The sequence below is a fragment of the Microvirga sp. BSC39 genome (genome assembly GCF_000739015.1).
Classification (GTDB): domain Bacteria; phylum Pseudomonadota; class Alphaproteobacteria; order Rhizobiales; family Beijerinckiaceae; genus Microvirga.
Genome location: NZ_JPUG01000060.1, coordinates 23,192 through 35,156, shown reverse-complemented (window position 1 = coordinate 35,156; position 11,965 = coordinate 23,192). Strand labels below are relative to the sequence as shown.

Annotated in this window: 14 protein-coding genes; 8 read left to right on the top strand and 6 right to left on the bottom strand. The window is 60.0% G+C overall.

What is annotated here, in order from left to right; genetic code table 11:
• Positions 1-29 precede the first annotated feature (29 nt).
• On the top strand, positions 30-494 hold the full coding sequence (locus MA07_RS10220) for a hypothetical protein (protein ID WP_036350154.1): 465 nt from the start codon (positions 30-32) through the stop codon (positions 492-494).
• Between the two features lie 814 nt (positions 495-1,308).
• Here MA07_RS10220 and minD read toward each other — a convergent pair.
• The 4 genes from minD to MA07_RS10195 form a co-directional block, all read right to left on the bottom strand.
• A complete protein-coding gene (gene minD / locus MA07_RS10210; RefSeq protein WP_052003032.1) occupies positions 1,309-2,172 on the bottom strand; it encodes a septum site-determining protein MinD in 864 nt (287 codons plus the stop codon).
• A gap of 1,052 nt (positions 2,173-3,224) precedes the next feature.
• Entirely contained in the window at positions 3,225-3,593 is a 369-nt protein-coding gene (locus tag MA07_RS10205; RefSeq protein ID WP_244445219.1) for a hypothetical protein, read from the bottom strand.
• Positions 3,594-3,772: 179 nt separating this feature from the next.
• Positions 3,773-4,051 (bottom strand): hypothetical protein, encoded by a 279-nt coding sequence (locus MA07_RS10200; protein WP_036350141.1) that lies wholly within the window; start codon positions 4,049-4,051, stop codon positions 3,773-3,775.
• 2 nt (positions 4,052-4,053) lie between these two features.
• Complete coding sequence (locus MA07_RS10195; protein ID WP_036350139.1) at positions 4,054-4,302, bottom strand: hypothetical protein; 249 nt, start codon at positions 4,300-4,302, stop codon at positions 4,054-4,056.
• Positions 4,303-4,872: 570 nt separating this feature from the next.
• Between MA07_RS10195 and MA07_RS10190 the strand changes: the two genes are divergently transcribed.
• From MA07_RS10190 to MA07_RS10175, 5 genes are all read left to right on the top strand, one after another.
• Positions 4,873-5,187, top strand: a complete 315-nt coding sequence (locus tag MA07_RS10190; protein ID WP_244445218.1) for a hypothetical protein — start codon at positions 4,873-4,875, stop codon at positions 5,185-5,187.
• 12 nt (positions 5,188-5,199) lie between these two features.
• A complete protein-coding gene (locus MA07_RS10185) occupies positions 5,200-5,535 on the top strand; it encodes a hypothetical protein (protein WP_152568815.1) in 336 nt (111 codons plus the stop codon).
• 274 nt (positions 5,536-5,809) lie between these two features.
• Positions 5,810-6,091 (top strand): hypothetical protein, encoded by a 282-nt coding sequence (locus tag MA07_RS10180; RefSeq protein ID WP_036350132.1) that lies wholly within the window; start codon positions 5,810-5,812, stop codon positions 6,089-6,091.
• A 246-nt stretch (positions 6,092-6,337) separates the two neighbouring features.
• On the top strand, positions 6,338-6,487 hold the full coding sequence (locus MA07_RS28855) for a DUF1127 domain-containing protein (RefSeq protein ID WP_081928900.1): 150 nt from the start codon (positions 6,338-6,340) through the stop codon (positions 6,485-6,487).
• Between the two features lie 503 nt (positions 6,488-6,990).
• Positions 6,991-7,251 (top strand): hypothetical protein, encoded by a 261-nt coding sequence (locus MA07_RS10175; protein WP_036350130.1) that lies wholly within the window; start codon positions 6,991-6,993, stop codon positions 7,249-7,251.
• A 201-nt stretch (positions 7,252-7,452) separates the two neighbouring features.
• On the opposite strand, the gene MA07_RS10170 is transcribed toward MA07_RS10175, so the two are convergent.
• A complete protein-coding gene (locus tag MA07_RS10170; RefSeq protein WP_052003031.1) occupies positions 7,453-8,589 on the bottom strand; it encodes a mandelate racemase/muconate lactonizing enzyme family protein in 1,137 nt (378 codons plus the stop codon).
• 930 nt (positions 8,590-9,519) lie between these two features.
• On the opposite strand from MA07_RS10170, the gene MA07_RS27710 reads away from it, so the two are divergent.
• Entirely contained in the window at positions 9,520-9,843 is a 324-nt protein-coding gene (locus tag MA07_RS27710; RefSeq protein ID WP_152568814.1) for a hypothetical protein, read from the top strand.
• Between the two features lie 101 nt (positions 9,844-9,944).
• On the opposite strand, the gene MA07_RS29590 is transcribed toward MA07_RS27710, so the two are convergent.
• Positions 9,945-10,322, bottom strand: a complete 378-nt coding sequence (locus tag MA07_RS29590; RefSeq protein WP_036350128.1) for a hypothetical protein — start codon at positions 10,320-10,322, stop codon at positions 9,945-9,947.
• A gap of 393 nt (positions 10,323-10,715) precedes the next feature.
• Here MA07_RS29590 and MA07_RS10155 point away from each other — a divergent pair, with 393 nt between their 5' ends.
• Entirely contained in the window at positions 10,716-11,909 is a 1,194-nt protein-coding gene (locus MA07_RS10155; RefSeq protein ID WP_052003028.1) for a S8 family serine peptidase, read from the top strand.
• Positions 11,910-11,965 lie beyond the last annotated feature (56 nt).

Genomic DNA, 11,965 nt, shown 5'->3' with positions numbered 1-11,965 from the left:
CGAGAGCAACGATCTGCTGGCGGAAAGAGATGAACGCTGCGCCCTTCGAAACCATTCCAGCTTGGCGGATCGCACGCTTGAGGGCGGCCCTGCGCGATGCCGAACAGCGTGGTGCAAATCCGGATGATGACGGCCACGACCTCCACCACCGCGCTCCCCAGCGTCGCTTCGTGCTTGCCCGAGAACGCGCGAAGAATGTGCTGAGCCCGGCTTCCAGGCCGAAGACCACACCCAAAGGCCGCAGGTTTCCGCACCTGAAACACGTCATCATCTGGCGTGCTATCCTGAGCTGTCGCTCCCCGGCTTGGAAGCAGGGCGACAAGGCGCCGTTTGGCAGCATTCGCAGGGCGCATGATCAGGCCGTTGCGGCGTGCCAGGCAGTTGGCCTTGCGCCACCGCGCTATCGCACCGTCTATATCCTGTGGCATCGCGGCGTCCCACCGGCTGATGTCGTTGCGGCGTTGCGAGGTGAGTCTGAAAATCCGACAGGGTAATGAACTTACCAGGCAGCGGGATGAAGCCGCCCCTTCCAGCGTTCATGGCGCGGGAGTTGAGCCGCGGCGGCCAGACGCTTCGTTATCCTGCGCTGGGCCACCTTCAACTCCACTGATGGTGCAGGCTTCTCTGCCTCGGGAAGTAGCTCGGATGCTATCTCCTGTTCAGCAGTTCCAGAGCTCTTCTTCCATGGCTTCCGAGACTTGGCCTTTATGCTGTTACCTTGTGCGGGCTGAGCGTCATGGACAGGCAGCGCGTCTTCTGCATCAACAGGAGCGTTGTCAGCTTGAGGCAAGTTATTGGCACTGGCTGGCGATCCTGCGTGTGCGTCTTTCACGTCCTCGGAGGCTGCGGCAGTCAGATTGAACTCCATCCGCCCTTGATTGGCCTCCCCTGAAGGACGCTTGCGAGGGACAGGCTCAACCGGCTCTGACCTGCTCCATAGAGGCTCGACGATGCTCGGCAGAATGCGTGGGGCGGCAGATGGCTCAGGCACTACTCAAGGCTCCTCCTTCGGGGAGACTCTTGTGGCCTCAACAGGGTTTGTCGCAAATAAATGCCTTGGCGGGAATTAGCTACGCTGACCTTGGACGCGGGACTTCTTGATCTCAACCGAGAATGGCTTTGAGTTACGCTTCATCGTATATGCTGATTATGGATTTGAAAGATGATGACCTAAGAGCTTGCTTGTAAGGGGTCAAGATCAAGCCCGAGAGTGTTTGCCTTAATCTCTTCGCGAGTTCAGAAATCCTCCTCATCGCTGCTTCTCCCGGACAGCATCAGATCTCGCTCTTGTGGAGCGGCAGAGCAGGTCTAGGCAGCTCGTCGGGTGAACAGCCTTTGGAGCAGGCGAGGCTTATCGCTCGAGGTGACGATAACGGGATCCTCTCCTTTCAGCCGTCGGGCGGCTTCAAGGTAGGCCTGAGCCGGTGCACTGGCGGGACTACCCAAGGTCACTGGCGCTCCGACGTTTGAGCTGCGAAGCACCTCTCCGCTCTCTGGGATGATGCCTAGCAGCGGAATGGACAGGATCTCGAGCACGTTCTCCACCGTCATGATCTCGCCGCGCCGGGCGCGAACGGGATCATAGCGGGTGAGGAGCAACTGCTTATCGATGCATTGCCCATTCTCAGCCCTTACCGTTTTGGCGTCGAGCATACCGATAATCCGATCAGCATCGCGAATTGAGGAGACCTCCGGGTTCACCACAACGACAGCTACATCCGCATGCCGCATCGCGAGGGTTGCTCCCGTCTCAATCCCGGCCGGACTGTCGCAGATCACCCAGTCAAACTGCGCCCGCAGCTCTGCGATGACCCGCGCCACCCCATCCTCGGTCAGGCTATCCTTGTCCCGGCTCTGCGAGGCCGGCAGGAGAGCCAGCGTGTCGAGACGCTTGTCGCGGATGAGCGCTTGTGAAAGTTTAGCCTCGCCTTTGATGACGTTGATCAGGTCAAACACCACACGGCGCTCAGCGCCCATGACTAGGTCGAGATTGCGCAAGCCAACATCAAAATCGACGACAACCACCTTCTGGCCACTCTGCGTAAGTGCTGCCCCTAGTGCCGCTGTCGAGGTCGTCTTGCCGACGCCGCCTTTGCCGGAGGTCACCACAAGCACCCTGCCCTGCCTGACCTTTGTCTTCGACTTGCTATGCTTTGGCCTTGGCTTCTTCATCGCTGGCAGTTCTCCAGAGAAACCGTGAGGAGGCACGGCACCCACGCAGGCACAAGCGAGTTCGAGAGGCGGCAATACGCAATGAGGCGGAAAGGCAATGCAGAATGTTACGGCCATACCCCTCGTAAGCACCCTCATTCGGCGCCTGATGTGGTTACCAAACGGTTAACCGATCAAAGTAAGGGCACAATACAGCCTTCAAGAGGCTTGTTAGCGATCCGTTAACCATGATCCCATGAACATGCTCTGGCTGTTCCGCTGGGATTCGGATCAGCCTCTCCTCCAAAGCAGTCGGAGCGCGGATGAACCGCCTCGATCTGCTATGGGGACGTGAGCGCCCCGTGCAGTAACTGTCTCGTAACCACAACTCCAATCGCGCTTGATCGAAACCGCAGGCACGGCGTTGGCCCTGTGCCTGAACGAGAGAGAACTGCCCATGACCATTCTTGATCCGATTACCGGAACCCTCGTTACGATTGATCCATTGAGCCGACCGCGTCGGTAGACGCTCCAGAGGCGGAGAGGTGGTGATGAAACGGTCCTCAGCACGCCGGGCCAGACGCTGGGTACTTCACGAGCTGACCCGCAGCCTCAACCAGCTGTCCGATATCACAGCCAGTATGACCCTATCGGGTGATAGAAATTTCAGTGACGGCGGCGAAAAATACAGCTTTAGCGAGAGCTGATTAGTGAAGGCCACACTGGACAGACCTCTGAAGCTTCAGGAGCTCGGAACAGCTGATACCCGCCCAGGAGGCCCTGACGCAGTTAGGTACGCTACGCCATCGATAGTGCGAGAGAACCTGTACCGTCGAGATGTCGGCTCTGGACTCGGCAGACCGCCTCCAACACCGCTTCATAGTCGTTGAGCCTGCGATGCAGGAGGTAGCGCTCGCTGGTCGAGACAGACCCGCTCCACTGGGTTCAGCGGAGGCGACGCTGGCGTCAGTGGAAGATGGGGTGTGGTAAAGCGGTGTTGGGTGTACACGTCCCCTTAACCAGTGCTAGACGTCTCGGGCTTATGCGCTGCCTCCTGATGGTCCTATGAGCAGTCAGTGCCCATGAGCCTTCATGAAGGCTACTGTCAGAGTTCGCTCCAGCTCCGATGTCAGCGGTGTCGGGTTGGCTCTGTTCCACGCTCGCTGACCACGCTGGACGAAGCTCTTGCGCTTGCGCCTGGCGTCCTTGGGAAGATGTACAGCCAAGGACTCAAAGCTTCGTCGCAGTTGAATTTCCGTCCTCTTTCTGGACGGGAGGGCAGCCTCAGCAGCTTCCGCCGCGGCGATGTTGTCCGGCGTTGGATCTGGATGGCGGGCCAGAGCATCCTCCTCAATCTGGAGGAAGGCTCTGTGCTGTGCTGCATCGTGCTCCTTCAGACCAGGTGTGTGTTCGAGGAGGTAGGCCTCACGGGCCTTGTCCAAATCGTCTCGCCTGGGCTTGGCAGGAGGAGTCTGTTTGCCCGGATTGTCTGCCATTGTGTGTCAGCCTTTCTGACTTCTGCCCTTCCAGGCGGAGTAAAGCTCGGGGTCGTGGCTGAATTAGGAGCGAGTTCACCTTGCTCGACGACTTGTCCTTGTGCGCTGCCGTCTATGCCGAGAGACTATCTCGACCAATTGTCATGACCGACGGCGAGTGCACGCAATGTGATTTCGCCAGTGATGGTGGCGAGTTCCAAGCCTTCCAGTGTGGGCTCAAACGACCCCAGCGGGAAGAACACGTCGTTCCCGCCGAACAGCACGAGCGTGTAGGGCGCATCTGCTTTATCCTGCTCTTGTACGAGGGAAAGCATCAACCCGCCGATCTCTCCGAAGGCATGCTTCTCATCAAACTTGAGTGTCTGTGTCTCTGTCCGCTGCGGGAACTGGATGACCTCTGCCATGCCTACTCCTCTCCACCCGCCCCACGGATGTCAGCATCTCCGAGCCATCTCTGCGCTTCTTCAAGACTTCCAAATGTATGCTCGAGCTCGGTGAACGGCGCAGGCCTTTTTTCAGGAGGCAAGTCGAGCAGGAGTTCTGCCGTCCAGGTAGCATCATCCGTTCTACCGCTTTGGACCAAGCTGGCGATAATCACCCCATGGAGCAGCACGTCATAGCTGCCTGGAGCAAGCCGGGAGAGTGTGTAGGCCATTCTGAACCTTCTGGAGAGGTCAACGATCGCAGCAGGACAGCAGGATGGATAGCAGACCGTGCCTCCCAACAGAAGCTCTACTCAGCACAGTGGTTGCGAGGCAAGGCTGCCCGAATTGAACCTCATCTTTCGACATCGTGAGGTTCACCTGTGGCGGCTGCATATAGACAGAGAAGCCTCTGGATCGATTCATGAAATAGCCACGGTTGGCGGATTTAGTTTGTCCTGCGGTGTCAGCTCCAGAGAACCGCATGCGCCTCGGCTGAGGGTCCTTGAACCCGATCTCCTCAGCCGAGGCGTTTGGCTTTCCAAGCTCCAACTGATGCCAGGAGCGAGACCTTCGCGTCAGGGCCATGTCCTTCTGGAACTATCTCTGAGACAGGAACGATGTTCCATCGTGCCCGTTGTCCCCCGCTCATTGCTGTCTAGGGCAGAAGCCCTAGCTTCTGGCCAGTGTTGTGGGGGGCTGGCATGACGGAAGATGAGGTGGAGGCTGTTGCGGCCGAGCTTGCGAAAGCCGGAGGTGTCTCCTGGCACCGGGGAGCAGAGCGCGGTCCACTGAAGCTTGTCATGGACCGCTATCGCGCTCGCGCTCGCCTGGCGATCGCCACGCTTGAACGCGTGCGAGCCGCCAAACAAGGCACCTCCCCTGGTGAATTCAAGGTCGCGCAGGGCAAAACCAACTTGGAAGTGGACCAAGCGCTCACTTCGCAGGATGGTGTCTCGGCCGGGAGCCTGGTCCTGTACCGCCCCCCAGGAGACAAGAGAGCCTATCCCTGCCGGGTTGAGAAGGTTGAAGGAAACCGCGTGTACCTCGTCCCTGACCTCCCGACCTGCACGGGCTGGGTGGAACTCAACAGTCCTTCATCCCCGGCAATTCAGTAAGGCGTCCAAACTGTGAGCAGCATTCCCACCAGCAAGCCGGCGCCAACCGAAGGGCTCATGGACGTTGGGCTGCCGGTTTGTTCTTCAACAGCATCGGCGCCGGACCCTTCAGCGCTGCTGCGCTATTACTTCAACCTCACCGATGGCGAGACCGTGATCTGGGATCAGGAGGGCGTCGAGGCATCCAGTCTCCAGGCAGCCGTGATCTCCGCCATGGAAGCTGTAGAGGAGCTTCGCTCTCAGGATGCATCGAACTCGGACGAATGGCAGGGTTGGAGGCTTGAGATTGTAGATGCGGCAGGTCGCGCAGTGCAGAGCATTCCCCTCGACAGCTCCGCGTCGCGTTAGGCACCCTCGCATAGGAACACCACGCGATCTGGTCGAAGTCGTGCGGCCACTGGGCAGGAAAAAGCCCCGTCGGGATTGGTCTGAATGGGGCTGAAGTCTACAGAGGTGGTCAAGGGGTTGCGGGATGTGCCTCCGCATTGAGGACATGGGGGGTGCCCTGTCAGCATACAATGTCAGTATGGCGCTGAAGCACGACAATGTGATGGCGTTAAAGCGCTAAAGTGCGACAGCATCATTGCCGGGCCTTACCCGGTACATGATCCAGGAGGGGAGCATGGGCGAGTGGAAAACGGTCTACGAGGATGAGGTTGAGGAGCGCTGGGTCACACTCAAGGTCTACGAGAGTGAGGATGATGGCGACGAAGACCCGGTCGTACGCGTCACGGTAACGCCCCTTGAAGATGCGGAGCAGGACGAGGGCAGGCGGGAGCCGGAAGCAGAAGACAACTTGATTACATTGGAGCCTGATCCCGTTGAGGATCTCGAGGAGGAGTTGATTGAGATCGGCTTCAGCCCAGTGGCGGCGGCGTGGATCGTCGGGAAGGTTCCTGCATGAGCTGCTTGGCGACCGTAAACGAGAGGTAAACGCGTCCGATCCGTTCCATGCTCTTTCCGCATGCCAGGGCCGACCACTTTCAGGTTTGTCGTGAGCCAGGTGCGCTGTAGATGCCCCCTCCTCCGCCGCGGCCTTTCTGTGGCGGGCTTCCTCCCAAAACTCGACCACCCTCAAAGGTGGCCTTTTTTCTCACAGCCAGTGCGCGGCGCCTGTGCGCTTGGGCCGGCACATTATTGAGGTTGCGTTATGTTTTTATCAGTTGTTCTTTCAGGTCTGCAACGCTGGTTACGTGCTCGTGAAACCGCACGCCAGTTAAATGCCCTGTCTGATCGTGAGTTGTCGGACATCGGTATTGCCAGACGCGACATCCCGCAGGTGGTACGCCAGAGCCACTGAAGCCCGAACCGAGTGCCGCTGCGACGGATGAGATTGGGTGAGAGCCAAGGACGGCAGTGCATCCGTGCCTGTCCTTGGCCCTCGAGCCAAGCGGCCACAGGGCTCGCCTAAAGCGGCTCGATGACAGCCTCATGACGCCGTGACAGTTGGGATCGTACGGATTTGGCCAGTGTCACGCCTGTTGAATGATTGGCGCACCTTCTGATCCTTGGTGGTCGTCAAAGGGCCAAGAACGTCTTTGAGATGTATTTGCCGTACGCGGTGCATTTCGACGTCTACTGCTTGCTTACTTTGATCGAGACAGGATCTGTGCACTGGGCGGATGGCGTATCCGCCCGAACAGAGACTCCGGCGCCGTTGGTTGATGGCCTCGGAGTTTATGGAGAGCTTCCTCTCCGCTGTGCGCGCTGGTTGAGGTTATCCTGACAGCACCTCAGCCGGGGCGCTTACCGCTTGGTACGGACCACGTGTGATGCAGTTGTGCTGGCCCAGAGGAGATCGCCGTGGCCCGCTACTACTTCGACATTCATGATGGCGCACAGAGCGTGCGCGATGACGACGGCGCCGAGTTCGACAGCCTAGACGCTGCGGTGCAAGCGGCCACCCGCTCGGCGGCCGAGATCGGAACAATCCGTCTGGGAAGGGGCGATACCCGCGATGTTGTCATCGAGGTTCGAGATGAGCGCAGCCAGCGGGTCTGCACCGTCAAAGCATCGATGGATCGAGAACGTGAAGAATATTATCGGCTAAGTGTGGTTGGCTGAATTCTGAGCTGGAGAAGCGACGTTCTCGAAAATCATCGATCTAGGTGGATGCGTTAGTGAGATGATCGTGCTGCGCAAATTGTCGTAAATCACACCTTCTAAGGATCTTCTTTCAGCAACGATGGCTTATGTCCCCATAGTTTTATCCATAAGCGCAAAGGTAGCGCTTCGAGTCCCGCTGCTTGGGCGATAACAGTTGTTCTACTTGCTCCCACCGGAGAAGGCACCCCTGACCGTCTCAGACCTTAGCTCGGCGGCTTTGATTGCTGACCAGTTGGGCACAATACCATGCCCTGATCTGCTGGATGGGATTCCGATGCCGTCCCTGACCGTGATTGGCTCTTCTAGGAGACCTAATTCCGTCAAGCTGCCTCCAACCACATCCTCCAGCATGAAGCTGTTCTGGACGCCGCAGAGGAGTTGCAGCGACAGTTCCATCATGAAATGCGGCGCGACCAGCCGACCAAAGGCGTGGGCGAGATGAGCGACCTTATGCCATTCGGTGATGCCGCCGACGAATGCTACGTCGGCCTGCACCACGTCGACCGCGTCTGCACGCAAATACTCAAGGAATTGCTGCTTGCTGTAGAGGCTCTCACCCAGTGCAATGGGAGTGCGGATAACCTTCTTCAAAGCGGCGTGTCCCTGAATATCTTGGTAGGCGATTGGCTCCTCGATCCATCCTAGATCCAGGCTGTCGAGTTTCGATGCCTTGGCTATAGCCTCGGATGCACCCCACTTCTGATTGAGGTCGACCAGCAGCTTGCCGCTGGTGCCAAGTCGCTCTTTCACCTTGATGATACGTTCGATGTCCTCGGCCAAGTCATCCTTTCCGATCTTGATTTTGATCGTCTGGTAGCCACGGGCGATATAGTCGTCGACCCGTCTGGTGAGGTCCTGAATCGTATCGGCGGCGCTCAGATTGATCTCGCTGATATAAGCCGGGATCTGGTCTCGTGCGCCTCCCAAAAGCTTGTAGAGCGGCTGCTTGTAGACCTTACCGATGACATCCCACACGGCGATGTCAATGGCCGCAATCGCCATGGAGTTCACACCAAGCCCAAGGCGGCGCGACTGTCGATGGAGTTTGTTCCAGATGCGCTCGTAATCGTGCGGGTCCATGCCGACTACGAGACCGGCCAGGTAGTCCTCAATGAGGGCTTTGATCGCTGTGCCACCGATATCGACGGTGTAGCTGATCCCGGTGCCCACAAGACCGCTGTCTGTTGTGAGCTCAACAAAGACTAGCTCCAAGCTTTGAACCTTGTTGGTCGCGTCCTCCCATGGCGCACTTGGTGGCAGACGGCAGGCGTGAGCGGTTACGGTCTCAATCTTCATTCGTTTCGTTCCTGAACGATTAAACGCGGTCTCCACCAGCGAAGTCAGTTCGAATAATAGAGGATTAGGATGCTACTATGTTGTCCCATGTTAGGGCGCTTGGCTACAACTTGGTTGCGTTGCGACGGTACTCTGGTGCACCAACCTACCATAGGGATTCCCTCGCAGAGGCTTGGCTCGGTGTATTCTTGCGAGACTTTCGGGTTCGGAAGGTCTTCTGTGGATGGCTCCCACATTGCAAGAGCTGATTTGATGCTGTGACGCGTTGGTCGGGTGCAGTCTTCTGTCCGGCCTGTTGATGCAGCCAGATTGCGGCTGCTGGCCCTGATGGGGTCGGCGAACAGGGTCCCAATCTGCTTAGCAGGCTCTGACGCCTCTGACCTTCAATGGGGTGTCCCTGTTCCCGGCCTGACCGGTTTCGCCATCACATCGCGTCGCTCTCACAACCTCACAGAGCCGATCATCCCGGCTCGATCTGCTTTGGGTCACCCAAAGAAGTTCCCAGCGTCGTTGGAACGTCTGGTTCCGCGAGGATTGCTGCCCTTGGGAAAATGTCTCAGTAGTGCCACAAGTAGCCGTTGACTCAGGACTTCGCGCTCCGTCTGCACCCCTTTGTCATTGTCAAGTTTAACACCTGACACAAGAAGTGATTGGATAGCTCCCGTTCATCTTGGATATGGTAAGGCCAGCGTGTTTCAGCGCTATGTGCAGCGTACGGTCGGCCGGCTGCTGGTCTCATGCCTGGCCTCAATGGACGAACACTCAGGTCTGGAGTGCCGTCGCGAGAAACAGTCATGGCACGTTGGTGGCGCCACCTTCTCATTGTCGCAGCAGGCACCGCTGCTGCTCTCCCTCTTCGGGTTCAACTTGACCTGAGCCACGGGGCCGGTTGGCCAATTGTGGACGCGTCAGCCCTCGCCAAGAGCGGCAATGGCAATGGTGGTGGCAATGGAAACGGGAATGGCGGCGGGAACGGCGGTGACAAAGGCAATGGAGGTGGTAACGGCAACGGTGCCGGCGGTGGCAACGCAGGAGGCGGGAATAGCGGTGGCTCGGCTGGCGGGGGCGCCGGGAACTCTGATGGAGGCGGACGCGGCGGCGGGGCTGGAGCTTCTGGCAATGGCGGCGGAAATGGCAATGCTGGTGGAAGCGCCGGGGGCGGCAATGCTGGCGGTTCGGCCGGAGGTGCCGCAGGAAGCGGTGGCGGAAATGGGAATGGCGGGAGCAGGGGGAACTCGAATGATAGCGGCCTAGGTGGCCTAGGTGGCCTAGGCGGCGGAGCCCTTGGCGGCGGGCTGGGCCATGGCAACAGCGGCGGCAGTGGTCTTGGCAACGGAGGCAGCCGCGGCAACAGCTCAGGTGGCGGTGGCAGCGTCGGAGGTGGCATCGGGGCCGCGGGAGGGCTCGGAGGCAGCGTTGGCAACAACAGCGGTCGCGGCCACGGCAGCAGTTCTGGCGGGGGAGTCGCAGGCGGCTTTGGCCCCGGTCAGGGCGGCCCCAAGGCCGGAGGCAGCAGCCGTGGGGTTAGCGGCAAGACCACTAACGCGGGTGGTACCAGCGGCAAAAGGAGCAGCGACACTAGCAGCGTAGTCAACGGCTGGGTCAGTCCAGCCGGTAAGAAGGGAAAGGCCGGAGTGCAGGGCGCCACCGCCGCCGCGAAGGCCAGCGGCAAGGCGACCGCTGGCAGCCGCACCGGGAACTCCGCGAAAGCCAGCAAGGCCAGCAACAGCCAACGGGCCGGCGCTAAGGCTGTGGTAGGCAGCACCCCAACACCAAAGGGCAAGGGCACGATCCCTGCCAATCGAGCAACATCAGGCCTAGCGCGGTCCCTGTCTCCGGCACTAGCCCCAGTACAGGTCCCACCTAAGGCGAAGGCCGTTCCAGCCGTGGCTTCTACCAGCCCGCCAACGACGCGGCAGAGCGCCATCCCCACATCCGCTCCACAACCGGCGAGCCATGCCCCTGTGGCCTCTCCGAGATCGGTGAATCCCCCTTCATCCTCAACAGGCCAAGGCGCAGTTCCTGCCTCGCGTCCGCAAGCATCAGGCCAAGCCCAGGCGGCCTCTCCAGCGTCAGCGATAGCACCGACCGCAAGCCCGACGGCGGTGGTGCAAGCCGGTGCCCCCATGATGATCGAAGCGGTCGACACACGGCCCAAGCCCCGTCAGGCCGCAGACTCCATCGTGGCCTCAGGCCTGTCGCGTGACGCTCTGGCCCGCCTCACCGCGCAAGGTTTTCAGATCGAGACCCAGACCGCAGGCCGCATGACCGCACAGATCGTCCGCCTGCGCGCGCCCCAAGGCACCTCCCCGATCCAGGCCAGGCAAGCCATCCAGTTGGTCGATGCAGGTGCCACGACCGATTTCGATCACTTCTACTATCTCGATGAGCACCTGGGAACATGCACCAGCGCCGAGTGCCAGGCAACTGCTCTGGTGAGTTGGTCGGCAGCCCGCGCCACGCAATGCGGCCCGACACCGCTCATCGGTGTGATCGACACCGGCATCAACCTCGACCACGATGCGCTCAAGGATCAGGCTATCGAGGTCGCGGCCCGCCCTGCGCCCCATGCCGACCCCTCCTTGCCGGAGCATGGCACCGCGATTGCCGCTCTCCTGGTAGGGCGTTCGGGGAGTTCAACGCCGGGCCTGCTGCCGGAGGCGAAGCTCGTTGCCGTGGATGCCTTCTACCGCGACGGCGGCACCGCCGACCGGACAGACGTGACGTCCTTAGTGGCGGCCATCGAAGCCTTGGCCGAGCGCGGCGTGCGGGTGATCAACTTGAGCCTGTCAGGCCCCGCCAACGCGGTGCTCCAGAACGCCATTGAGGCAGCCCAAGCTGGAGGCATTGTGGTCATTGCCGCTGCGGGCAACAACGGTGCCGGCGCGGAGCCGGCGTATCCGGCCGCCTATCCCGGGGTCATTGCGGTCACGGCGGTGGATCAGGACCTGACCGTCTATCGCCGTGCCACACAGGGTGCCTACATCGACCTTGCAGGGCCTGGGGTGAATGTCTGGACGGCCTCGGCCCAGGGCAGTGGTGCCCTCAGGACAGGAACGTCCTATGCGGTTCCCTTCGTGTCAGCAGCCGCAGGTCTGCTGCTTGCCTCCAACCCGCAATTAAACCCTAAAGCGGTTCAGGCTCACTTGGAGCAGCACACCCGCGATCTCGGCAAACCCGGGTGGGATCCGACCTATGGATACGGCCTGATCCACATGGCCGGCCTGTGCGCGCCACCTTCGAGCCTGTCGCCGGTGGCTGCAACACAAACCCAACCGGTCGCTCTGCCGCCGGAGGGGCCAAGCTTGAGAATGCCCTGATCGCGACAGGCCTATCGTAGACACATGAGCGGGCGTTACGCCCTCACCTCGGGGTA

Coding starts and splice junctions, on each gene's coding strand:
- MA07_RS10180 (WP_036350132.1), top strand. CDS start 5,810: ATGGGCGAGTGGAAAACGGTCTACGAGGATGAGGTTGAGGAGCGCTGG.
- minD (WP_052003032.1), bottom strand. CDS start 2,172: ATGAAGAAGCCAAGGCCAAAGCATAGCAAGTCGAAGACAAAGGTCAGG.
- MA07_RS10190 (WP_244445218.1), top strand. CDS start 4,873: ATGGACCGCTATCGCGCTCGCGCTCGCCTGGCGATCGCCACGCTTGAA.
- MA07_RS27710 (WP_152568814.1), top strand. CDS start 9,520: ATGGCAATGGTGGTGGCAATGGAAACGGGAATGGCGGCGGGAACGGCG.
- MA07_RS28855 (WP_081928900.1), top strand. CDS start 6,338: ATGTTTTTATCAGTTGTTCTTTCAGGTCTGCAACGCTGGTTACGTGCT.
- MA07_RS10195 (WP_036350139.1), bottom strand. CDS start 4,302: ATGGCCTACACACTCTCCCGGCTTGCTCCAGGCAGCTATGACGTGCTG.
- MA07_RS10220 (WP_036350154.1), top strand. CDS start 30: ATGAACGCTGCGCCCTTCGAAACCATTCCAGCTTGGCGGATCGCACGC.
- MA07_RS10155 (WP_052003028.1), top strand. CDS start 10,716: ATGATGATCGAAGCGGTCGACACACGGCCCAAGCCCCGTCAGGCCGCA.
- MA07_RS10200 (WP_036350141.1), bottom strand. CDS start 4,051: ATGGCAGAGGTCATCCAGTTCCCGCAGCGGACAGAGACACAGACACTC.
- MA07_RS10170 (WP_052003031.1), bottom strand. CDS start 8,589: ATGAAGATTGAGACCGTAACCGCTCACGCCTGCCGTCTGCCACCAAGT.